This window comes from Klebsiella sp. K5-204, from assembly GCF_030128585.1.
In the GTDB taxonomy this organism is placed as follows: domain Bacteria; phylum Pseudomonadota; class Gammaproteobacteria; order Enterobacterales; family Enterobacteriaceae; genus Klebsiella; species Klebsiella quasipneumoniae.
In genome coordinates this window covers 127,617-150,155 of the sequence record NZ_JAKUZS010000003.1, presented here as the reverse complement: position 1 = coordinate 150,155, position 22,539 = coordinate 127,617, and the positions used below count along the sequence as shown (strand labels likewise).

21 protein-coding genes are annotated in these 22,539 nt (G+C 57.0%); 11 read left to right on the top strand and 10 right to left on the bottom strand.

The annotated features are described in order from the left end of the window. Positions 1 to 23: 23 nt before the first annotated feature. The 7 genes from MKR05_RS09400 to tkt all read right to left on the bottom strand — a co-directional run bounded on the left by MKR05_RS09400 (position 24) and on the right by tkt (position 8,492). Entirely contained in the window at positions 24 to 782 is a 759-nt protein-coding gene (locus MKR05_RS09400; protein ID WP_023290983.1) for an oxidative stress defense protein, read from the bottom strand. An 89-nt stretch (positions 783 to 871) separates the two neighbouring features. Next, on the bottom strand, positions 872 to 1,507 hold the full coding sequence (argO, locus tag MKR05_RS09395) for an arginine exporter ArgO (RefSeq protein WP_048298259.1): 636 nt from the start codon (positions 1,505 to 1,507) through the stop codon (positions 872 to 874). Positions 1,508 to 1,658: 151 nt separating this feature from the next. Next, entirely contained in the window at positions 1,659 to 2,516 is an 858-nt protein-coding gene (locus MKR05_RS09390; RefSeq protein ID WP_023290985.1) for a small-conductance mechanosensitive channel MscS, read from the bottom strand. 190 nt (positions 2,517 to 2,706) lie between these two features. Continuing rightward, positions 2,707 to 3,786: a class II fructose-bisphosphate aldolase gene (gene fbaA, locus MKR05_RS09385; protein ID WP_008806452.1), complete on the bottom strand. Its 1,080-nt coding sequence runs from the start codon at positions 3,784 to 3,786 to the stop codon at positions 2,707 to 2,709. 97 nt (positions 3,787 to 3,883) lie between these two features. Continuing rightward, positions 3,884 to 5,047, bottom strand: coding sequence for a phosphoglycerate kinase (gene pgk / locus MKR05_RS09380; RefSeq protein WP_023290986.1), 1,164 nt, complete (start codon positions 5,045 to 5,047; stop codon positions 3,884 to 3,886). Between the two features lie 39 nt (positions 5,048 to 5,086). Beyond that, entirely contained in the window at positions 5,087 to 6,115 is a 1,029-nt protein-coding gene (gene epd, locus MKR05_RS09375; protein WP_004205289.1) for an erythrose-4-phosphate dehydrogenase, read from the bottom strand. A 385-nt stretch (positions 6,116 to 6,500) separates the two neighbouring features. Then, positions 6,501 to 8,492 carry a transketolase gene (gene tkt, locus MKR05_RS09370; protein ID WP_044524697.1) on the bottom strand — a complete coding sequence of 664 codons (1,992 nt, stop codon included), beginning with the start codon at positions 8,490 to 8,492 and terminating at the stop codon, positions 6,501 to 6,503. 279 nt (positions 8,493 to 8,771) lie between these two features. On the opposite strand from tkt, the gene MKR05_RS09365 reads away from it, so the two are divergent. After that, entirely contained in the window at positions 8,772 to 9,530 is a 759-nt protein-coding gene (locus tag MKR05_RS09365; RefSeq protein WP_017899781.1) for a M48 family metallopeptidase, read from the top strand. A gap of 377 nt (positions 9,531 to 9,907) precedes the next feature. Continuing rightward, entirely contained in the window at positions 9,908 to 11,176 is a 1,269-nt protein-coding gene (locus MKR05_RS09360) for an OprD family outer membrane porin (protein ID WP_023290988.1), read from the top strand. Positions 11,177 to 11,308: 132 nt separating this feature from the next. Here MKR05_RS09360 and speB read toward each other — a convergent pair whose 3' ends face one another. The 3 genes from speB to yqgB form a co-directional block, all read right to left on the bottom strand. Then, the gene (speB, locus tag MKR05_RS09355) at positions 11,309 to 12,229 is read right to left on the bottom strand and encodes an agmatinase (RefSeq protein ID WP_004205166.1); all 921 of its coding nucleotides are present in this window, start codon (positions 12,227 to 12,229) and stop codon (positions 11,309 to 11,311) included. Positions 12,230 to 12,462: 233 nt separating this feature from the next. Further along, a complete protein-coding gene (gene speA / locus MKR05_RS09350; protein WP_004205167.1) occupies positions 12,463 to 14,439 on the bottom strand; it encodes a biosynthetic arginine decarboxylase in 1,977 nt (658 codons plus the stop codon). Between the two features lie 8 nt (positions 14,440 to 14,447). After that, the gene (gene yqgB / locus MKR05_RS09345; protein ID WP_002916578.1) at positions 14,448 to 14,579 is read right to left on the bottom strand and encodes an acid stress response protein YqgB; all 132 of its coding nucleotides are present in this window, start codon (positions 14,577 to 14,579) and stop codon (positions 14,448 to 14,450) included. 382 nt (positions 14,580 to 14,961) lie between these two features. On the opposite strand from yqgB, the gene MKR05_RS09340 reads away from it, so the two are divergent. The 9 genes from MKR05_RS09340 to ruvX all read left to right on the top strand — a co-directional run bounded on the left by MKR05_RS09340 (position 14,962) and on the right by ruvX (position 22,538). After that, on the top strand, positions 14,962 to 15,120 hold the full coding sequence (locus tag MKR05_RS09340) for a hypothetical protein (protein WP_032428987.1): 159 nt from the start codon (positions 14,962 to 14,964) through the stop codon (positions 15,118 to 15,120). Between the two features lie 159 nt (positions 15,121 to 15,279). Then, complete coding sequence (gene metK, locus MKR05_RS09335; protein ID WP_004205170.1) at positions 15,280 to 16,434, top strand: methionine adenosyltransferase; 1,155 nt, start codon at positions 15,280 to 15,282, stop codon at positions 16,432 to 16,434. Positions 16,435 to 16,815: 381 nt separating this feature from the next. Then, positions 16,816 to 18,210, top strand: coding sequence for a sugar porter family MFS transporter (locus MKR05_RS09330; RefSeq protein WP_238875626.1), 1,395 nt, complete (start codon positions 16,816 to 16,818; stop codon positions 18,208 to 18,210). A gap of 77 nt (positions 18,211 to 18,287) precedes the next feature. Then, positions 18,288 to 18,788, top strand: a complete 501-nt coding sequence (locus tag MKR05_RS09325; protein WP_032428989.1) for a SprT family zinc-dependent metalloprotease — start codon at positions 18,288 to 18,290, stop codon at positions 18,786 to 18,788. Positions 18,789 to 18,882: 94 nt separating this feature from the next. Then, positions 18,883 to 19,590 carry a deoxyribonuclease I gene (endA, locus tag MKR05_RS09320; protein ID WP_032454045.1) on the top strand — a complete coding sequence of 236 codons (708 nt, stop codon included), beginning with the start codon at positions 18,883 to 18,885 and terminating at the stop codon, positions 19,588 to 19,590. A 91-nt stretch (positions 19,591 to 19,681) separates the two neighbouring features. After that, entirely contained in the window at positions 19,682 to 20,413 is a 732-nt protein-coding gene (gene rsmE / locus MKR05_RS09315) for a 16S rRNA (uracil(1498)-N(3))-methyltransferase (protein ID WP_023290991.1), read from the top strand. Between the two features lie 20 nt (positions 20,414 to 20,433). Further along, positions 20,434 to 21,384 (top strand): glutathione synthase, encoded by a 951-nt coding sequence (gshB, locus tag MKR05_RS09310; protein ID WP_004205176.1) that lies wholly within the window; start codon positions 20,434 to 20,436, stop codon positions 21,382 to 21,384. A gap of 174 nt (positions 21,385 to 21,558) precedes the next feature. After that, on the top strand, positions 21,559 to 22,122 hold the full coding sequence (locus MKR05_RS09305; protein ID WP_002916603.1) for a YqgE/AlgH family protein: 564 nt from the start codon (positions 21,559 to 21,561) through the stop codon (positions 22,120 to 22,122). Further along, on the top strand, positions 22,122 to 22,538 hold the full coding sequence (ruvX, locus tag MKR05_RS09300) for a Holliday junction resolvase RuvX (protein WP_004205178.1): 417 nt from the start codon (positions 22,122 to 22,124) through the stop codon (positions 22,536 to 22,538). Before MKR05_RS09305 ends, ruvX begins: the two co-directional genes overlap by 1 nt. The last annotated feature ends 1 nt before the right edge of the window (position 22,539 follow it).

The following is a 22,539-nucleotide window of genomic DNA, read 5'->3' as shown; positions in this document are numbered from 1 at the left end:
AGTGGCTTTTTTGTTTCTATCGCTTACTGGGCCGGTTTCGGCGCTTCAGCCGGTTTCGCCGGAGCCGCGGCCTGCGCCGGCTGCAGTTCAAACACGACGTCGACCTGGTCGTCAAACTGGATAGTCGCCTGCTCGTAGGTTTCCTGGGCGGAAACCGGCGCAGCGTCAGCGGCCTTCATCATGCGAACCATCGGGCTCGGCTGATAATTAGAGACATGGTAGCGTACGCTGTACACCGGCCCCAGCTTGCTGTGGAAACCTGCGGCCAGCTCCTGCGCCTGGTGCACGGCGTCGTCGATCGCCGCTTTACGCGCTTTATCTTTGTAGGCGTCCGGTTGCGCAACGCCCAGCGAGACGGAGCGAATTTCGTTCAGACCGGCTTTCAGGGCGCCATCCAGCAGACCGTTGAGTTTATCCAGCTGGCGCAAGGTCACTTCGACGGTGCGCACCGCGCGATAGCCTTTCAGAATGCTTTTCCCGTTCTGATAGTCGTAATCAGGTTGGGTACGCAGATTCGCCGAGTTGATGTCTTTTTTCGCAATGCCGCTCTTTTCGAGGAAAGAGAGGTATTGCGCAACGCGATCGTCAGCCTGTTTTTTTGCCGATGCGGCATCTTTTGCCGCCACGTTCACTTCGATCGCCAGGGTAGCGATATCCGGAACCGCAGCAACGCTTGCTGTGCCTGAAGTCACAATGTGCGGACCGTCCGGCAATTCGCTTGCCTGTGCCGCCATCGTGCTAAATCCGAGTGTTGCCGCCAGGGCTAAGACTTTTAACTTCACTGTCGTTTCTCCATGTTACTTAAATCGCCCTTACGGGACGCATGCCAGCAAGCTTAGCGCGTACAGCAGGAAAGTCCATCGGACAACGCTTAGTTGAGCAACGCCTGGATATGGACGACGCCCTCTTTTGCCAGCTGAAACGCAATAAACCACATGACGGCGCCGACCACAATGTTGATGATCCGCTGGGCTCTGGCGGTACGCAGCCGCGGCGCCAGCCAGGCGGCCAACAGCGCCAGACCAAAGAACCACAGGAAAGAGGCGCTAATGGTTCCCAGCGCAAACCAGCGCTTCGGCTCCATCGCCAGCTGGCCTCCCAGGCTGCCCAGCACCACAAACGTATCCAGATAAACGTGCGGATTCAGCCAGGTGACCGCCAGCATAGTGATAATGATTTTCCAGCGCCCCTGCTGCATCGCCTCGGCGCTGGCGAGCTCAAGATTCTGACTGAACGCCGTCTTCAGCGCGCCAAAGCCGTACCACAGTAAAAAGGCCACGCCGCCCCAGGTCACGAGCGCCAGTAGCCAGGGGGACTGCATCAGCAGCGCGCTGCCGCCAAAAATGCCGGCGCAGATCAGCAGCAAGTCGCTGACGGCGCACAGCAAGGCAATCATCAGGTGATACTGACGACGGATGCCCTGGTTCATCACGAAAGCATTTTGTGGGCCAAGCGGCAAAATCATTGCCGCTCCCAGGGCAAGGCCCTGAAAGTAATAGGTAAACATGAGGATTTTTCCGCTGTCTTCGAGAGTGGCGCTGACTATAACGCGAATAAATTATTAGCAGAAATTGAAAGTATTAATCATTAATAAGCGAAGCTAATAATGAGCCATTAAAAAAGGCCGGCATGGCCGGCCTGAGTCACTGAGTAGTGGTTTACTCGGCTTTTTCCGGCAGGCGCACCACATGAACATCCATCTGCGGATAAGGGAAGCTGATGCCATTGGCGTCAAATTCACGCTTGATGCGCTCGAGGATATCCCAGTAGACGTTTTGCAGATCGCTGCTTTTGCTCCACACGCGCACCACGAAGTTCACCGACGAGGCGCCGAGTTCGTTCAGGCGCACCGTCATTTCCCGATCGCGCAGAATACGATCGTCAGATTCGATAATCGAGGTCAGGAGCTGCTTCACCTTGTCGATATCGGCATCGTAAGAGACGCCGATAATAAACTCATTGCGGCGCGCCGGTTCGCGGGAGAAGTTAATGATGTTGCCGGCGATAATTTTGCCGTTCGGCACCACCACGATTTTGCCATCGACGGTGCGCAGGGTCGTGGAGAAAATCTGCACATTCTGTACGGTACCCGCAATGCCGCCGAGATCGACATATTCACCGGCGCGGAACGGGCGGAACATCACCAGCAGTACGCCAGCCGCGAGGTTAGACAGTGACCCCTGCAGCGCCAGACCGACGGCTAAACCCGCGGCGCCCAGCACCGCAATGACCGAGGCGGTCTGCACGCCCACGCGGCCCAGGGCGGCAATCAGCGTAAAGGCGATAACCGCATAGCGCACCAGCGCGGAGAGGAAATCGGCAACGGTGGCGTCAATTTTACGCGCCAGCATCAGGCGGTTGACGGTGTTAGAGACGACGCGCGCCACGATCATCCCGACGATCAGGATAGCGATAGCCGCGACGATGTTGACGGCATAGCTCAGCAGCAGCTCCTGGTTGCGTGCCAGCCACGTCCCGGCGTGGTTGATGCTATCGACAACGTTCAAATCTTCCATTTAACATTCCTTATGAATCCCCCAGGGGGAAGTAAATAACTCAGCCTGCGACAGGGCAGTCAGGTTATAGGGTAAACAATAAGTGCACGTTTTGCCAAATGGATCACAGTTTTCTGCCGCGCTATCCTGTTGTTAAGCTAATAAAAAAGCCCGCATTACTGCGGGCTTCAGGGTAAGAAACAGATTTTTCTTACAGAACGTCGATCGCGTTCAGCTCTTTAAATGCCTGCTCCAGACGAGTCACCATGGAAGTCTGTGCAGCACGCAGCCATACGCGCGGATCGTAGTATTTCTTGTTCGGCTGGTCTTCGCCTTTCGGGTTGCCCAGCTGGCCCTGCAGGTAAGCTTCGTTAGTTTTGTAGTACTGCAGGATACCGTCCCAGGTTGCCCATTGGGTGTCGGTATCGATGTTCATTTTCACTACGCCGTAGCTAACGGAGTCTTTGATTTCCTGAGCGGAAGAACCGGAACCGCCGTGGAAGACGAAGTTCAGGCTGTTGTGCGGCAGGTTGTGTTTCTTGGAAACATATTCCTGAGAGTCGCGCAGGATAGTCGGGGTCAGAACGACGTTACCCGGTTTGTACACGCCGTGTACGTTACCGAAGGAAGCGGCGATGGTGAAGCGCGGGCTGATTTTGCTCAGCTCGGTGTACGCGTAATCCACGTCTTCCGGCTGGGTGTACAGGGCGGAAGCGTCCATGTGGCTGTTGTCCACGCCGTCTTCTTCGCCACCGGTGCAACCCAGTTCGATTTCCAGGGTCATGTCCATTTTGGCCATGCGCGCCAGGTATTTAGAGCAGATTTCGATGTTTTCGTGCAGAGACTCTTCAGACAGGTCGATCATGTGAGAAGAGAACAGCGGTTTGCCGGTAGCGGCGAAGTGTTTTTCACCCGCGTCCAGCAGGCCGTCGATCCACGGCAGCAGTTTCTTCGCGCAGTGGTCAGTGTGCAGGATAACCGGCACGCCGTAGTGCTCAGCCATCTGGTGCACGTGGTGCGCGCCAGAGATAGCGCCGAGGATAGCAGCACCCTGAGGAACGTCAGTTTTCACGCCTTTACCTGCGATGAACGCCGCGCCGCCGTTAGAGAACTGAACGATAACCGGAGAGCGAACTTTCGCAGCAGCTTCCAGAACGGCGTTGATGGAGTCAGTACCTACGCAGTTTACCGCCGGCAGTGCAAAGTTGTTTTCTTTCGCTACCTGGAACACTTTCTGAACGTCGTCGCCAGTGATGACGCCCGGTTTTACGAAATCAAAAATTTTAGACATGTTACTTAGTCCTGTATCTGTATCTTCGACCGTTGAAGAAGGTTCGCGAGCCCTTAAGCGCGCTGAAAAACAGGCGGGTTTCCCCGCCTGAACTGAATTACTGCTTAGCGCGCTCTTCGAGCATCGCTACTGCCGGCAGGACTTTGCCTTCGACGAATTCAAGGAACGCGCCGCCGCCAGTGGAGATGTAGGAAATTTTGTCAGCGATGCCGAACAGGTCGATCGCTGCCAGGGTGTCGCCGCCGCCGGCGATGGAGAAACCTTCGCTGTCCGCGATAGCGTTAGCCACGATTTCAGTCCCTTTACGGAAGTTCGGGAATTCGAATACGCCAACCGGGCCGTTCCACAGAATGGTTTTGGCGTTTTTCAGGATGTCAGCCAGTTTCTGTGCGGAAACGTCGCCGAGGTCCAGAATCTGCTCGTCATCTTTAATGTCGTTAACAGATTTCAGAGTCGCCGTTGCGGTTTCGGAGAACTCGGTCGCGACGCGAACGTCAGTCGGAACCGGGATATCGCAGGTGCTCAGCAGGCGCTTGGCTTCATCAACCAGATCCGCTTCGTACAGGGATTTACCGACGTTGTGGCCCTGAGCGGCAACGAAGGTGTTGGCGATACCGCCGCCGACGATCAGCTGGTCAGCGATTTTAGACAGGGAATCCAGCACGGTCAGTTTGGTGGATACTTTAGAACCACCGACGATAGCGACCATCGGACGAGCCGGCTCTTTCAGCGCTTTACCCAGCGCGTCCAGTTCAGCGGCCAGCAGCGGGCCTGCGCACGCCACGTCAGCAAATTTGCCGATACCGTGGGTGGAAGCCTGCGCGCGGTGCGCGGTACCGAAAGCGTCCATCACGAACACGTCGCACAGCGCGGCGTATTTTTTGGACAGCGCTTCGTCGTCTTTTTTCTCGCCTTTGTTGAAGCGAACGTTTTCCAGCACCACCAGCTCGCCGGCAGCGACTTCCACGCCGTCCAGGTAGTCTTTAACCAGACGTACCGGGCTGGACAGTTTGTCTTTCAGGTAATTAACAACCGGCAGCAGAGAGAATTCTTCGTTGTACTCGCCTTCGGTCGGACGACCCAGGTGAGAAGTAACCATGACTTTCGCGCCCTGCTTCAGCGCCAGTTCAATGGTCGGCAGAGAGGCACGGATACGTGCGTCGCTGGTTACTTTCCCGTCTTTAACTGGTACGTTCAGATCCGCACGGATAAAAACGCGTTTACCAGCCAGATCCAGATCGGTCATCTTAATTACAGACATGGTGAATCCTCTCGTTGATTCATAAAGTTTTGTCGACGTTTACGCGTCGAACCTGAAACCAATAGCCGCCATCGCTAACGTCGTGTCGAGCATTCGGTTAGCAAAGCCCCATTCGTTATCGCACCAGACCAGCGTTTTGATCAGATGCGCGCCACTGACCCGGGTTTGCGTGCCATCGACGATGGCGCTGTGCGGATCGTGGTTAAAATCTGTTGAGACCAACGGTAATTCCGTATAGTCAACTATACCATGAAATGCACCTTGTGCTGCTTTTTGCAGCAACTGGTTGACTTCACATGCTTTTACCGGTTTTTTGACCGTCACGCTCAGGTCAATTGCCGTCACGTTTATCGTCGGCACCCGCACGGCAATCGCTTCAAAACGGTCATTAAACTGCGGGAAAATACGGGTGATCCCTGCCGCCAGTTTGGTATCCACCGGAATGATCGACTGGCTGGCCGCGCGGGTACGCCGGAGATCCGGATGGTAGGCGTCAATCACCTGCTGGTCATGCATCGCCGAGTGAATGGTGGTGACGGTGCCGGACTCGATGCCATAGGCATCATCTAACAGTTTAATGATCGGAATAATGCAGTTGGTGGTGCAGGAGGCGTTGGAGACAATGCGATGCTCGGCGCGGAGTTCATCCTGATTGACGCCGTACACCACCGTCGCGTCGAGGTCGTTGCCGCCGGGATGGGAGAAGAGCACTTTCTTCGCCCCAGCCTGCAGGTGCGCCTCACCGTGCTCACGGCTCCCGTAAACGCCGGTGCAGTCGAGCACCACGTCTACCGCCAGCTCGCGCCAGGGCAGCGCCGCAATGGTCGGCTCGTGCAGCAGACGGATGGCATCATCGCCAACAAACAGCTGCTCGCGCTCCTGACGAACATCCCAGGCGAAACGGCCATGGCTGGTGTCATATTTCAACAAATGCGCGATGCCCGCAGCATCCGCCAGCTCATTGATAGCCACCACGGTGATTTCCGCACGGCGCCCGGATTCATATAGCGCACGAACCACGTTGCGTCCAATACGACCGAAGCCATTAATCGCGATGCGAATGGTCATAGATCTCCTGCAAGGCTGTCCCTGTTATGAGGTGGCTGACAGAGTAATCCAGCTACGCTCTGAGGGAAACCTTACCAGCTGCAAACTGCGACTGATTGATTAATTGTCGAACATTTAAACGACTGAAACGCTTCAGCTAGAATAAGCCAAACGAGGAATAAAAGGAATGTTTGTCCAGCGTAATAAACCAGCTATATGACTCACATCACATTTTTGCTGGAATAATTTACAACCGTATTACATGGTTCAGGAATAGCAGATACAAAAAAGCCGGGTGGCGAGGTAAAAGCAAAACGGTAACCCAGGGGTTACCGTTTTTGGCGTTTGCCCCCTCACCTGTGGGAGAGGGTTACGGTGCGGGCATCAGCCCGCACCGTAACCGCAATTACAGCAGCGCTTTCGCTTTAGCGACCACGTTGTCGACGGTGAAGCCGAACTCTTCGAACAGCTGCTCAGCCGGCGCAGACTCACCGAAGGTGGTCATGCCAACGATCGCCCCGTTCAGGCCAACGTATTTGAACCAGTAATCAGCAATACCCGCTTCCACGGCAACGCGCGCGGTCACGGCTTTCGGCAGTACGGATTCACGGTAGGCCGCATCCTGCTTGTCGAACGCGTCGGTGGACGGCATGGAGACCACGCGCGCCTTCACGCCTTCGGCGGTCAGTTTGTCCCACGCGGCAACCGCCAGCTCCACTTCGGAACCGGTGGCGATGAAGATCAGCTCCGGCTGGCCGGCGCAATCTTTCAGCACGTAACCGCCGCGGGCCACGTTCGCCAGCTGCTCTTCGGTACGCTCCTGCTGCGCCAGGTTCTGACGGGAGAGGATCAGCGCGGTCGGGCCGTCCTGACGCTCGACGCCATATTTCCATGCAATCGCGGATTCAACCTGGTCACACGGACGCCAGGTGGACATGTTCGGCGTTACGCGCAGAGAAGCCACCTGCTCTACCGGCTGGTGAGTCGGGCCATCTTCGCCCAGACCGATGGAGTCGTGGGTGTAGACCATCACCTGACGCTGTTTCATCAGCGCGGCCATACGTACCGCATTACGCGCGTATTCCACGAACATCAGGAAGGTGGAGGTGTACGGCAGGAAGCCGCCGTGCAGCGCGATACCGTTGGCGATAGCGGTCATACCGAACTCACGCACGCCGTAGTGAATGTAGTTACCCGCGGTGTCTTCGTTGATCGGCTTAGAACCAGACCACAGGGTCAGGTTGGACGGCGCCAGGTCAGCGGAACCGCCGAGGAATTCCGGCAGCAGCGGACCGAAAGCTTCGATGGCGTTCTGAGAGGCTTTACGGCTGGCGATTTTCGCCGGGTTGGCCTGCAGCTTCGCGATGAACTCGTTGGCTTTTGCGTCGAAGTCAGACGGCATCTCGCCTTTCATACGACGGGTGAATTCGGCTGCTTCCTGCGGGAAGGCTTTGGCGTAAGCAGCGAACTTCTCATTCCATGCCGCTTCTTTCGCCTGACCGGCTTCTTTGGCGTCCCACTGCGCATAGATGTCAGACGGGATGTCAAACGGCGCGTGTTTCCAGCCCAGCGCTTCGCGGGTCAGGGCGATTTCGGCGTCGCCCAGCGGCGCGCCGTGGGAGTCGTGGGTACCGGCTTTGTTCGGCGAACCGAAGCCGATGATGGTTTTGCACATCAGCAGGGACGGTTTGTCGGTGACCGCGCGCGCTTCTTCTACTGCGCGTTTGATGGCGTCAGCGTCGTGACCGTCAACGCCGCGCACCACGTGCCAGCCGTAGGCTTCAAAGCGTTTGGCGGTATCGTCGGTGAACCAGCCTTCAACGTGGCCGTCGATGGAGATGCCGTTGTCATCATAGAAGGCCACCAGTTTGCCCAGCTTCAGGGTACCGGCCAGGGAGCACACTTCGTGAGAAATGCCTTCCATCATGCAGCCGTCGCCCATGAAGGCGTAGGTGTAGTGGTCGACGATGTCGTGGCCCGGACGGTTGAACTGCGCCGCCAGGGTTTTCTCGGCGATAGCCATCCCGACCGCGTTAGCGATACCCTGGCCCAGCGGACCGGTGGTGGTTTCCACGCCCGCGGTGTAGCCGACTTCCGGGTGGCCCGGCGTTTTGGAGTGCAGCTGGCGGAAGTTTTTCAGCTCTTCAATCGGCAGATCGTAGCCAGTGAGGTGCAGCAGGCTGTAAATCAGCATCGAACCATGGCCATTGGACAGTACAAAACGGTCACGGTCAGCCCAGGCCGGATTGTTCGGGTTATGGTTCAGGAAATCACGCCACAGCACTTCGGCAATGTCAGCCATACCCATCGGGGCACCCGGGTGGCCGGATTTGGCTTTCTGTACAGCGTCCATGCTCAGCGCACGAATAGCGTTAGCAAGCTCTTTACGTGAGGACATTTTGACTCCAGTTCGGACTGTTGAAGGCCATGCCCTTAACGACTTGACGAGAGCGCGTTTTGGGCTACGCCGGAAAAAAGTGTGAACAATGTAACCCAAGCGACAAGTCATGTACATGGAGCATCCTTTTGCCCTTTAAGAAATCTCTGGAACAGGTTGTGCTACGCCGGAATCCGCTCGCCCGCATCCTGCGATACTCTTTATAATTTACGCAGAATACGGTTCCCTGCCGTCGCCGTATTGTCGGATAAACAACCATAAGATTGTGGAAGATAAAAAATGAAAATTCGCTCAACCGTACTTGCTCTTGGGATCGCAGCAACGCTCACCGGATGTCAGAACATGGACTCCAACGGTCTGCTCAGCTCAGGGGCCGAAGCCTTCCAGGCATACTCCCTCAGCGACGCGCAGGTGAAAACCTTAAGCGACCAGGCCTGTAAAGAGATGGACGCCAAAGCGAAAATCGCCCCGGCCAGCAGTGAATACAGCCAGCGGCTGAACAAAATCGCGGCCGCGCTGGGCGATAACATCAATGGTCAGCCCGTGAACTACAAGGTCTATGAGACCAAGGATGTCAACGCCTTCGCCATGGCCAACGGCTGCATCCGCGTTTACAGCGGGCTGATGGATCTGATGAACGATAATGAAGTCGAGGCGGTGATCGGCCATGAAATGGGCCACGTCGCGCTGGGCCATGTGAAGAAAGGCATGCAGGTCGCCCTGGGCACCAACGCCGTGCGCGCGGCGGCGGCCTCCGCCGGCGGCATCGTCGGCAGCTTGTCCCAGTCGCAGCTCGGCGATCTGGGTGAAAAGCTGGTGAACTCGCAGTTCTCCCAGCGCCAGGAATCGGAAGCGGACGACTACTCTTACGACCTGCTGCGTAAGCGCGGCATCAATCCGTCGGGACTGGCCACCAGCTTCGAAAAACTGGCCAAGCTGGAAGCCGGCCGTCAGAGCTCGATGTTTGACGATCACCCGGCCTCAGAAGCGCGCGCCCAGCATATTCGCGATCGCATGAAGGCCGACGGGATTAAATAATCGCCAGCGGGAGGCATGACTGCCTCCCTTTTATATCTGCCAGTAAAAATATTTAGCCGCATCAATTGATAACTTAAGCGCACAAACCGTTAATTATTATTTCACCTCGTCGCAGCCAATTATTTTATATGCTGTCACTCAGCAAAATATTATTTGGCAAATGAAAAACGGCGTACACAATCCGCCTTTCAGAGCCGGGTTAGACCAAATATTAAATAGTCCACCCCTCTTCGCCAAACCTGGCCAGCATGCGCCACACCGCTTGTTTCCTGCCGATACCATTGCTCACACAATGATTGCTTTTGACATTATTTCAGGAGAATATCGCGATTGCAGTGATTCCCTTGAATATATCGACAGACAGAGAAGTGCCCTCAGTGAAAAAAGAATTATCATTCATCGCACTTGGCATTATTGCCGCCGCGCCGGCTTTCGCCAGCCAACAATCTACCAGCCAGGGCTTTATTGAAGACAGCCATCTGGATCTCTTTTTACGTAACGCGTATATCAAACGCGATTATCGCGATGGGCTGCCGGATAAAGCCGAATGGGGCCAGGGAATTATCGCCACCTTCGAATCCGGCTTTACCGAGGGACCGGTCGGCTTCGGCGTGGACGGCATCGCCCAGTACGCCGTGCGCCTCGACGGCGGCCGCGGCCGCAGCGGCGCGGGCGGCATTGACTTTTTCGCCCAGGATGACGACGGCCGGGCAAAATCCGACCTCGCGAAATTCGGCGCCACCGGCAAAATGCGCTTTTCGAATACCGTGCTCAGCTACGGCAGTCAGCGCCCGATGTTGCCTATTGTCTACGCCGACGACTCGCGCCTGCTCTACGAGAGCTATACCGGCACCATGCTGACCTCACGCGAAATCGACGGTCTGGAAATTAACGCCGGCTACCTGACCGATCAGCAGCGTAAAAGCGACGACAGCCATAACAGCGGTCTGAAAAGCCTGTCCTTCGGCGGCGCCAGCTACCGGTTCAACGACCAGCTCAGCGGCGCGCTGTACGCGTCGCATGTCGAAGATGTGCTGAACAAACAGTATCTCGGCCTGAACTATCAGCAGCCGTTCGCCGCCAACCAACAACTGGTTCTCGACTTCAACGGCTATCACTCACGCCTGGATCAGCAATATGCCGATGCCAATGACACCGGACGCAGCAACAGTATCTGGAGCCTGGCCGCCAGCTACATCTGGGATATCCATACCTTTAAGGTCGCTTACCAGCAAAGCAGCGGCAGCACCGGCTACCACTACGGCGGCTACCAGAACCAGGGCGGCGTCGGCGATGGCGGGAACACCATCTGGCTGGCCAACTCCTACTGGTCTGATTTTAACGGGGAAGATGAACGCTCCTGGCAGGCATCGTATGGACTGGATTTTGCCGGGCTGGGGCTACCGGGGCTGACCTGGACCACCGCCTACGTGCGCGGGGATAACATTAAAACGTCAGAGACCAGCAACGGCAAAGAACATGAATGGTTTAACCAGGTTCAATACCAGGTGCAAAACGGGGCGGCGAAAGATTTGAAATTCAGGCTTCGCTATTCGGTACTGCGGGTTTCCAGCAACGCCAGCGACTATAACGTCAGCGGTAATGAAGTGCGGTTCTACGTCGAATATCCATTTAACGTGTTTTAAGCACCTGATGAACCCTCTCCTGCGGGTCGGCCCTCTCCCGGCCCGCAGGAGCAACCGTCCGGCGCCTTGATTAACCCCCTGTGCCGTGCGGTACCCTCTCCCCGGAAGGGAGAGGGTTGGGGTGACCTCGGGTTATTCGCCCTTCTTCGCCGCCTGGATGTACAGCATCTCCAGCGCGAGGGTCGCCGCCGCCAGGGCGGTGATTTCGGACTGATCGTAGGCCGGGGCGACCTCCACCACGTCCATCCCGACGATGTTCAGATCCTTCAGACCGCGCACCAGCTTGATCGCGCGGTCAGAGGTGAGCCCACCGATAACCGGGGTACCGGTTCCTGGCGCAAACGCCGGATCCAGGCAGTCGATATCAAAGGTCAGGTACACCGGCATATCGCCAACGATCTGCTTCACCTGGGCAATCACGTCATCGACGCTGCGGTCGTTAACCTGGCCCGCATCAAGCACGGTGAAACCGTTATCTTTATCGAATTCGGTGCGAATACCGATCTGTACGGAGTGGTTCGGATCGATGAGCCCTTCGTTCGGCGCGGTGTAGAACATGGTGCCGTGGTCGAACTCGCAGCCGTTGGCGTAAGTGTCGGTGTGGGCATCGAAATGCACCAGCGCCATTTTACCGAAGTGCTTGGCGTGGGCGCGCAGCAGCGGCAGCGTAACGAAGTGGTCGCCGCCAAAGGAGAGCATGCGCTTGCCGGCCGCCAGCAGCTTCTCGGCGTGGGCCTGCAGCTTCTCGCTCATTTCGCGCGCGTCGCCGAAGGCGTACACCAGATCCCCGCAGTCAACCACGTTCAGGCGTTCGCGCATGTCGAAGTTCCACGGAAAACGGTTGTGCTCCCAGGCGAGATTGGTGGAAACCTGACGGATCGCCGCCGGGCCATGACGGCCGCCCGCGCGCCCGGAGGTCGCCATATCGAACGGGACGCCGGTGATCACCCAGTCAGCATCGCTGTCGTAGGGCATGAAATTCATCGGCAGACGCAGGAAGCCAAAGGCATTGGATACCAGGGAGTTATCGTATTGATGACCTAAAGTGCTCATGGATATGACCTCTTTTCACAGTCGTGGAACGTAAAAAATAAGTATAAAAAAACCCCTCCGCGTCGTTAGGCCCGACGAGGAAGGGTTTGATAGATAAATCGCTTATTGGCGTGAATTATCGCCGGTAATGCATACGGGTTCAAGTGAGTATCGCCTTCTGCCGGATGACGGCTTCGCCTTAGGCGGCCGACATACGCAGGCCCGGTAAGCGCAGCGCCACCGGGCATCAGCGGTTACTCGTCTTCCAGATAAGTGTACCCGTACAGACCCGCCTCGAACTCTTCGAGGAACTGCTGCTGCAGCGCGTCGTCGAGGCCGGTGTTTTTCACCTGATCGCGGAACTGGGTCAGCAGCGTGTTGGGATCCAGCTGCACGTACTGCAGCATATCCGCCACGGTATCGCCCTCGTCGGACAGCTCAACCTCAACGCTACCGTCAGGGAAGACGAACACGTCTACCGCCTCGGTATCGCCGAACAGGTTGTGCATGTTGCCAAGGATTTCCTGATAGGCGCCGACCATAAAGAAGCCCAGCATCGGCGGGTTCTCCGGGTCATATTCCGGCATCGGCATGGTGGTGGCGATCCCGTCGCCGTCCACGTAGTGATCGATGGCGCCATCCGAGTCGCAGGTGATGTCCAGCAGCACCGCGCGGCGCTCCGGCGACTTGTTCAGCCCTTCCAGCGGCATCACCGGGAACAGCTGATCGATCCCCCACGCATCCGGCATCGACTGGAACAGCGAGAAGTTGACGTAGATTTTATCCGCCATGCGCTCCTGCAGCTCATCAATAATCGGGCGATGGGCGCGGTTGCTCGGGTCGAGTTGCTTCTGCACTTCATGACACATGTTCAGATACAGCTGTTCTGCCCAGGCGCGCTCCTGCAGGTTGAAAGTGCCGGAGGAGTAGCCGATATGGATATCGTGCAGGTCCATCTGGCTGTCGTGCAGCCATTCGCGCAGCGAGCGGCGATTGCCGGTTTCGTGCATCTCCAGCCAGGTTTCCCACATGCTCTGCAGCGGGCGCGCGGCGTCTTCCGCCGGCGGGGTCGCCTCGGTGTATTCGTTGCGCTCCACGCCGATGATGTTGGAAACCAGCACGGTGTGGTGCGCGGTCACCGCGCGGCCGGACTCGGTGATCACCGTCGGGTGCGGCAGGCCGTTCTCTTCACAGGCGTCGCCGATGGCCCAGATGATATTGTTAGCGTATTCGTTCAGGCCGTAGTTCACCGAGCAGTCAGACTGCGAGCGGGTGCCTTCGTAATCCACGCCCAGGCCGCCGCCGACGTCGAAGCACTGGATATTGACGCCCAGCTTATGCAACTCGACGTAGAAACGCGCCGATTCACGCACGCCGGTGGCGATATCGCGAATGTTAGCCATTTGCGAGCCGAGGTGGAAGTGCAGCAGCTGCAGGCTGTCGAGGTGTCCTGCGGCACGCAGGATCTCCACCAGCTGCAGAACCTGGGTCGCCGCGAGGCCGAACTTGGACTTCTCGCCGCCGGAAGACTGCCATTTACCGGACCCCTGCGAGGCCAGACGCGCGCGCACGCCAAGGCGCGGCACCACGTTCAGGCGCTCGGCCTCTTCCAGCACGATGGCGATCTCCGACATCTTCTCGATGACCAGATAGACCTTGTGGCCCATCTTCTCGCCCACCAGCGCCAGGCGGATGTATTCGCGGTCTTTATAGCCGTTACAGACGATGACGCTGCGGGTCATCCCGGCGTGCGCCAGCACGGCCATCAGTTCCGCTTTCGAACCGGCTTCCAGACCCAGCGGCTCGCCGGAATGGATCAACGATTCGATGACGCGACGATGCTGGTTCACCTTGATCGGGTAGACCAGGAAGTAATCGCCGTTATAGCCGTAGGATTCGCGCGCGCGCTTGAATGCGGCGTTGATTGAGCGCAGGCGGTGCTGCAGGATCTGCGGGAAGCAGAACAGCGCCGGCAAGCGTTGCCCTTGCGCTTCGCGCGCTTTGACTAATTCAGCGAGGTCAACGCGCGCTTCCGGGACGTCCGGATCCGGGCAAACGCTGATGTGGCCCAGTTCGTTGACGTCATAATAGTTATTGCCCCACCAGGCAATATTATAAGTACGCAGCATCTTGCTGGCTTCCTGGGAGCTCATCGCTACCTCCTGCATGGAACGTAGTACACCGTGTTCGCCTGCTGACGAAGGCGAAACCATAGACATGTCGTCAGACATAGCGAACCTCAATTTTTAATAATAAGTGTAAGACAGTTAACTACTATCGCAGTCCAAAGATGCGATAACAACCCATGAACAGTCCTAAAGCCCAGCACTATCTGCTGGTTTTGCGACTGCGCGACCGGTTTCTTATTCATATCATCGTAAAACACGTAGCCGAACAGAGTATGACAGTCCGGAGAAACCACGAGAAAACTCTTGCCAGGCAAGAGCGCCCTTGTTCAGTTTTCTGACGACCGACCGGCCCTGGAATCCTGAGAAGCGCCGAGATGGGGTGAACATCGGCTGGTTTGCATGAGAGAGATGCAGGTTGCGGAGTGCTGACGCGCGACAGAACGACGCGACGAATCAAGCGAAAAACGTTGGTTCATTATCTGGTATCACCTCCACACCGCCCTGGGTCAGGGTCGGCGACAAGCCAAAGCTATACATACCGGGCAACAGGCGCTATGCCGTTGCGAGATTCTGTAAATACAGACTGCTTAACCCGGCTGGAAGTGGCACCACGGGGAGATCCCCGTGCGCTTTTTTAATGAGCCGCGCGCGGCGTTTTATACCGAGAAGCGGGGTAAAAAGCAAAATAAAAATGTGCAGGTTTGCGCGGTTGTCAGGAAAATTTGCCAGGCGAGTTTTCCGATAAATGCGACCGCCATCAAAAAAGGCTGGAAATGGGCTTAAGATTTGACCTAAAATAGCCGTCCAGAAGTTAATCCGTCTATACTGATTAACACTCAGACTGCTCGTGTCGCTACCTGCGCGGCTTTGCGCTGATTATCCACCAAAGCCACATTACACAACAGTATGAGCTATCCGAATCGTCCACAGGTGAAATAAAATATGGCAAAACACCTTTTTACGTCTGAGTCCGTATCAGAAGGGCATCCTGACAAAATTGCTGACCAAATCTCTGATGCCGTGCTGGATGCGATCCTCGAGCAGGATCCGAAAGCGCGTGTCGCATGTGAAACCTATGTCAAAACTGGCATGGTGCTGGTAGGCGGCGAAATCACCACCAGCGCATGGGTTGACATCGAAGAGATCACCCGCAACACCGTCCGCGAAATTGGCTACGTGCATTCCGATATGGGCTTTGACGCCAACTCCTGTGCCGTACTGAGCGCCATTGGTAAACAGTCTCCGGACATCAACCAGGGCGTTGACCGTGCCGATCCGCTGGAACAGGGCGCAGGCGACCAGGGGCTGATGTTTGGCTACGCCACCAACGAAACCGACGTGCTGATGCCGGCGCCGGTGACCTACGCTCACCGTCTGGTGCAGCGCCAGGCTGAAGTACGTAAAAACGGCACCCTGCCGTGGCTGCGTCCGGATGCGAAAAGCCAGGTGACCTTCCAGTATGACGACGGCAAAATCGTCGGCATCGACGCGGTGGTGCTGTCCACGCAGCACGCGGAAGATATCGACCAGAAATCGCTGCAGGAAGCGGTGATGGAAGAGATCATCAAACCGATTCTGCCAACCGAATGGCTGAGCGCGTCCACTAAATTCTTCATCAACCCAACCGGCCGTTTCGTTATCGGCGGCCCGATGGGCGACTGCGGTCTGACCGGTCGTAAGATCATCGTCGATACCTACGGCGGCATGGCTCGTCACGGCGGCGGCGCCTTCTCCGGTAAGGATCCGTCTAAAGTTGACCGTTCCGCAGCCTATGCGGCGCGCTATGTGGCGAAAAACATCGTTGCCGCAGGCCTGGCTGACCGTTGCGAAATTCAGGTTTCCTACGCCATCGGCGTTGCAGAGCCGACTTCCATCATGGTGGAAACCTTTGGTACAGAAAAAGTGCCTTCTGAACAGCTGACCCTGCTGGTGCGCGAGTTCTTCGACCTGCGTCCGTACGGCCTGATTCAGATGCTGGATCTGCTGCACCCGATCTACAAAGAAACCGCTGCCTACGGTCACTTTGGTCGCGAACATTTCCCATGGGAAAAAACCGACAAAGCGGCCCTGCTGCGCGAAGCGGCTGGTCTGAAATAATCTCCCCGCTTCCACTCTTCAAGGCCAGCCTCGCGCTGGCCTTTTTATGTCCATTACCCACCCTCCCATGCCCTGCTTCAGCGAACCGCGGCGATGCAATGAAAGCGATTACATCATGACAATGGTCGATTGCTGCCTGCAAGCGCCTTCACATGCGTGCATTTTTCACAATGTTACATATTGTTTCGGTTAACTCTGATTACCGTTTTTAAAATTGTCGTCTATCCTTATTTATATTGCTGATTTAAAAAGCATTTAATGAATTACGTTTCTTTACCTTTGTGGAAACGATTACACAGCCGTGACTATAATCACGTTTTTTTACCGACGAGTGTCCTACGCTAACCATCGACAGAATCAATAACTCAACTGGAGGGCGTTATGCCTGACAACAAAAAACAAGGGCGTTCAAACAAGACCATGACGTTCTTCGTCTGTTTCCTCGCCGCGCTGGCTGGCCTGCTGTTCGGCCTTGATATCGGTGTTATTGCGGGTGCGTTACCCTTTATTGCCAATGAGTTCCAGATTTCCGCTCACACTCAGGAGTGGGTGGTCAGCTCCATGATGTTCGGCGCCGCCGTCGGTGCGGTCGGCAGCGGCTGGCTCTCCTTCAAACTGGGCCGTAAAAAGAGCCTGATGATCGGCGCCATCCTCTTCGTCGCCGGCTCTCTGTTCTCCGCCGCCGCGCCAAACGTCGAGATCCTGCTGGTTTCCCGCGTGCTGCTGGGCCTGGCGGTGGGCGTCGCCTCCTACACCGCGCCGCTGTATCTGTCGGAAATCGCTCCGGAGAAAATTCGCGGCAGTATGATTTCCATGTACCAGCTGATGATCACCATCGGTATTCTTGGCGCCTACCTCTCCGACACCGCTTTCAGCTACAGCGGCGCATGGCGCTGGATGCTCGGCGTAATCATTATTCCGGCGGTATTGCTGCTGATCGGCGTTATCTTCCTGCCGGACAGCCCGCGCTGGTTCGCCGCTAAACGTCGCTTTGTCGATGCCGAGCGCGTGCTGCTGCGCCTGCGCGATACCAGCGCCGAAGCGAAACGCGAACTCGACGAGATCCGCGAAAGCCTGAAGGTAAAACAGTCCGGCTGGTCGCTGTTTAAAGACAACAGCAACTTCCGCCGCGCGGTGTTCCTCGGCATTCTGCTGCAGGTGATGCAGCAGTTCACCGGGATGAACGTCATCATGTACTACGCGCCGAAGATCTTTGAGCTGGCGGGCTATGCCAACACCACCGAGCAGATGTGGGGGACGGTGATCGTCGGCCTGACTAACGTGCTGGCTACCTTTATCGCCATCGGTCTGGTCGACCGCTGGGGCCGTAAACCGACGCTGATCCTTGGCTTTATCGTCATGGCCGCGGGGATGGGCGTGCTGGGCAGCATGATGCACATCGGCATTCACTCCTCAACCGCCCAGTACATCGCCGTCCTGATGCTGCTGATGTTTATCGTCGGTTTCGCCATGAGCGCCGGCCCGCTGATTTGGGTACTGTGTTCCGAAATCCAGCCGCTGAAAGGCCGCGACTTCGGTATCACCTGCTCCACAGCGACCAACTGGATTGCCAACATGATTGTCGGGGCTACCTTCCTGACCATGCTCAATTCGCTGGGCAGCGCCAACACCTTCTGGTTGTACGGCGGTCTGAACGTGCTGTTTATCCTGCTGACGCTGTGGCTGATCCCGGAAACCAAAAACGTCTCGCTGGAACATATCGAACGCAACCTGATGCAGGGTCGTCCGCTGCGCGAGATCGGCGCCCGCGATTAACCCGCCTGAGCTTCCTCCCCTCACGGGAGGAAGCTTCCTCTTGCTCTCCCCCCTCCGCCGCACTATCCTCTGGCGCTATGAAAACACCCCGTATTCCCATCGCTATTCAGCAGGCCGTGATGCGCAGCCTGCGGGAGCATCTCGCCAAAGCGAACCTCAAGCTGGAACGCCGCTACGCGGAGCCGACGCTGGTCTACCAGCAGCGCGGTACCTCCGCCGGCACCGCCTGGCTGGAGAAAAACGAAATTCGTTTAAACCCGGTGCTGCTGCTGGAGAATCAGCAGGAGTTTATCGATGAAGTGGTGCCCCATGAGCTGGCGCACCTGCTGGTGTGGCAACACTTTGGCCGGGTAGCCCCGCACGGCAAAGAGTGGAAATGGATGATGGAGAGCGTCCTGGGCGTTCCCGCGCGTCGCACCCACCGTTTTGAACTTGATTCGGTCCGCCAGAATACCTTCCCCTACCGCTGCCGCTGCCAGCAGCATCAGCTCACCGTTCGTCGCCATAACCGGGTGGTGCGCGGCGAAGCCACTTACCGCTGCGTGCGCTGCGGCGATCTGCTGGTGGCTGAAAAATAACCATTGGAATTAATTAGAAACTTTCTGATCTGACTGATTGCATCCGGCACCCTCATTCGCTACGTTGCGGGCTCGTTTTGACACGGAGTGAACGATGTCCCGTATGCATGTTTTAGCCGTTGCAGTATTGTGCACGGCAGTGAGTGGCCCGCTTGCGGCCGCCGAAATTACCAGCTTTTCCCAGGCCAAGGCCGCTGGCGTCAAAGTAAACGCCGACGTTCCCGGCGACTTTTACTGCGGCTGTAAAATTGACTGGCAGGGTAAAAAAGGCGTTATCGATCTGGAATCTTGCGGCTATAAAGTGCGTAAAAATGAGAACCGCGCCAGCCGGGTTGAATGGGAACACGTGGTGCCGGCGTGGCAGTTCGGCCATCAGCGCCAGTGCTGGCAGGAGGGTGGACGTAAAAACTGCGCCAAAGATCCGGAGTACCGCAAGATGGAAAGCGACATGCACAATCTGCAGCCGGCGGTGGGAGAAGTGAATGGCGATCGCGGCAACTTTATGTACAGCCAGTGGAACGGCGGTGAAGGCCAGTACGGCCAGTGCACCATGAAGGTCGATTTTAAAGATAAAATCGCCGAGCCCCCTGCCCGCGCACGCGGCGCCATCGCCCGCACCTACTTCTATATGCGCGACCGCTACCAGCTGAATCTTTCCCGCCAGCAAACTCAGCTGTTTACCGCCTGGAATAAACAGTACCCGGTCACCGCCTGGGAGTGTGAACGCGATGAACGCATCGCGAAAGTACAGGGCAACCATAATCCGTATGTCCTGCAGGCTTGCCAGGCGCAAAAGAGCTAACCTACACTAGCGGCAATTGTTAATTTGCAGCCCTGTGCTTCCCGCCCAATGGCGGGAAGCTGGCATCTGCGCAAAGAACGGAATATCAAGCATGCGCATTCCTCGCATCCATCATCCAGAACGCCTCATTGTCGGCAGCCTGATCGCGTTGAGCGATGACGCGGCCAACCACGTCGGCCGCGTCCTGCGCATGACCGCTGGTCAGCACCTTCAGCTCTTCGACGGCAGTAACCAGGTGTTTGACGCCGTCATCACCGAGGCCGGTAAGAAAAACGTCGCGGTTGAAGTCCTCAGTGGCGAACCCGACGATCGGGAATCGCCGCTGCATATCCATTTAGGCCAGGTGATGTCCCGCGGCGAAAAAATGGAATTCACCATCCAGAAATCGATCGAACTCGGGGTAAGCCTCATAACGCCACTGTTTTCCGAGCGCTGCGGCGTTAAACTGGACGCCGAACGTTTGCAGAAAAAGATCCAGCAGTGGCAGAAAATCGCTATTGCCGCCTGCGAACAGAGCGGTCGTAATGTGGTACCGGAAATTCGTCCGGCGATGCAGCTGGAGGAGTGGTGCGCCGAGCAGGACAGCGGGCTGAAGCTCAACCTGCACCCGCGCGCCAGCGCCAGCATTAACACGCTGCCGCTGCCGGTTGAACGTGTCCGTCTGCTGATTGGCCCGGAAGGCGGGCTCTCGGCTGAAGAGATAGCGATGACCGCGAAATACCAGTTTACTGATATCCTGTTGGGACCGCGCGTTCTGCGTACAGAGACTACTGCGCTCACCGCCATCACCGCCCTGCAGGTGCGTTTTGGCGACTTAGGTTGAGGCGTTAACGGAGAAGAACCATGATCAAGCTCGGCATCGTGATGGATCCCATCGCAACCATCAACATCAAGAAAGACACCAGCTTCGCTATGTTGCTGGAGGCGCAGCGTCGCGGCTATGAACTCCATTATATGGAGATGAACGACCTCTATTTGATCAACGGCGAAGCCCGCGCCCGGACGCGCACGCTGAGCGTCGAACAGAACTACGACAAATGGTATGACTTCACCGGCGAACAGGACCTGCCGCTGGCGGATCTTGACGTCATTCTGATGCGTAAGGATCCGCCGTTTGATACCGAATTTATTTATGCGACCTATATTCTGGAGCGAGCGGAAGAGAAAGGCACGCTTATCGTCAACAAGCCGCAGAGCCTGCGCGACTGTAACGAGAAGCTGTTCACCGCCTGGTTCTCCGAGCTGACCCCGGAAACGCTGGTCACCCGCAATAAAGCCCAGCTGAAAGCCTTCTGGGAAAAGCACGGCGATATCATCATGAAGCCGCTCGACGGCATGGGCGGCGCCTCTATTTTCCGCGTCAAAGCCGGCGATCCGAACCTTGGGGTGATCGCCGAGACGCTGACCGAGCTGGGCAGCCGCTACTGCATGGCGCAGAACTATCTGCCAGCCATTAAAGATGGCGACAAGCGCGTGCTGGTGGTGGATGGCGAGCCGGTTCCTTACTGCCTGGCGCGCATTCCGCAGGGCGGCGAGACCCGCGGCAATCTGGCCGCCGGCGGCCGCGGCGAAGCCCGCCCGCTAACCGAAAGCGACTGGGACATCGCCCGCCGCGTCGGCCCGACGCTGAAGGCCAAAGGTCTTATCTTCGTCGGCCTGGATATCATCGGCGACCGTCTGACGGAAATTAACGTCACCAGCCCCACCTGCGTACGTGAGATCGAAGCCGCCTTCCCGGATATTTCGATCACCGGCATGCTGATGGACGCTATCGAAAGACGTCTCGCCCGATAAGCACTACGGCGGACGAACGTCCGCTCAGGGCACAGCGAGCGCGGATCGCCGCGCTGGTGAAACCCTTCCAGCCAGGCGCCGCTCAGGCGCCTGCCAGATAAAGTGCATCGACACCATTCTACTTTGCCCGCATACTGGGTGTTGCTTTTTGAACCAGGAACAGAACCTCTGACAATGAATTTACAGCATCACTTTCTGATTGCCATGCCTGCGCTTCAGGACCCCATTTTCCGCCGCTCCGTGGTCTATATCTGCGAGTATAACGACGAGGGTGCCATGGGCATTATTATCAATAAGCCGCTGGAAAATCTGCAGGTGGAAGGGATCCTTGAGAAGCTCAAAATTGTCCCGGAGCCGCGTAATCCGGAGATCCGCCTGGATAAACCGGTGATGCTGGGCGGCCCGCTGGCGGAAGACCGCGGCTTTATTTTACATACCCCGCCCTCTGACTTTTCCTCAAGCATCCGTATCTCGGATAACACGGTGATCACCACCTCGCGGGATGTCCTCGAAACCTTAGGCACCGACCGGCAGCCGGGCAACGTGCTGGTTGCGCTGGGCTACTCCTCGTGGGAGAAAGGGCAGCTGGAGCAGGAGATTTTAGATAATGCCTGGCTCACCGCCCCGGCGGACCAGAATATTCTTTTCCGTACGCCCATCGCCGATCGCTGGCGCGAGGCGGCTAAACTGATTGGCATCGACATCGTGACGATGCCAGGCGTCGCGGGGCATGCATGATGAGCGGAACCTTTCTCGGCTTTGATTTCGGGACGAAAAGCATCGGTGTGGCGGTGGGGCAACGCATCACCGCCACCGCCCGGCCACTGCCGGCGCTGAAGGCGCAGGACGGCAAACCGGACTGGAATATCATCGAAAAACTGCTTAAGGAGTGGCAGCCTGAGGCGGTGATCGTCGGCCTGCCGCTGAATATGGACGGCACCGAGCAACCGCTGACGGCGCGCGCACGTAATTTCGCCAATAAAATTCATGGCCGCTTTGGCGTCGCGATCCTTCTCCACGATGAACGTCTGAGTACGGTTGAGGCCCGGGCGGGCCTGTTCGAACACGGCGGCTATCGGGCGCTAAATAAAGGCAGCGTCGATTCGGCCTCTGCGGTGGTCATTCTGGAAAGCTACTTCGAGCAGAGCTTTTAAG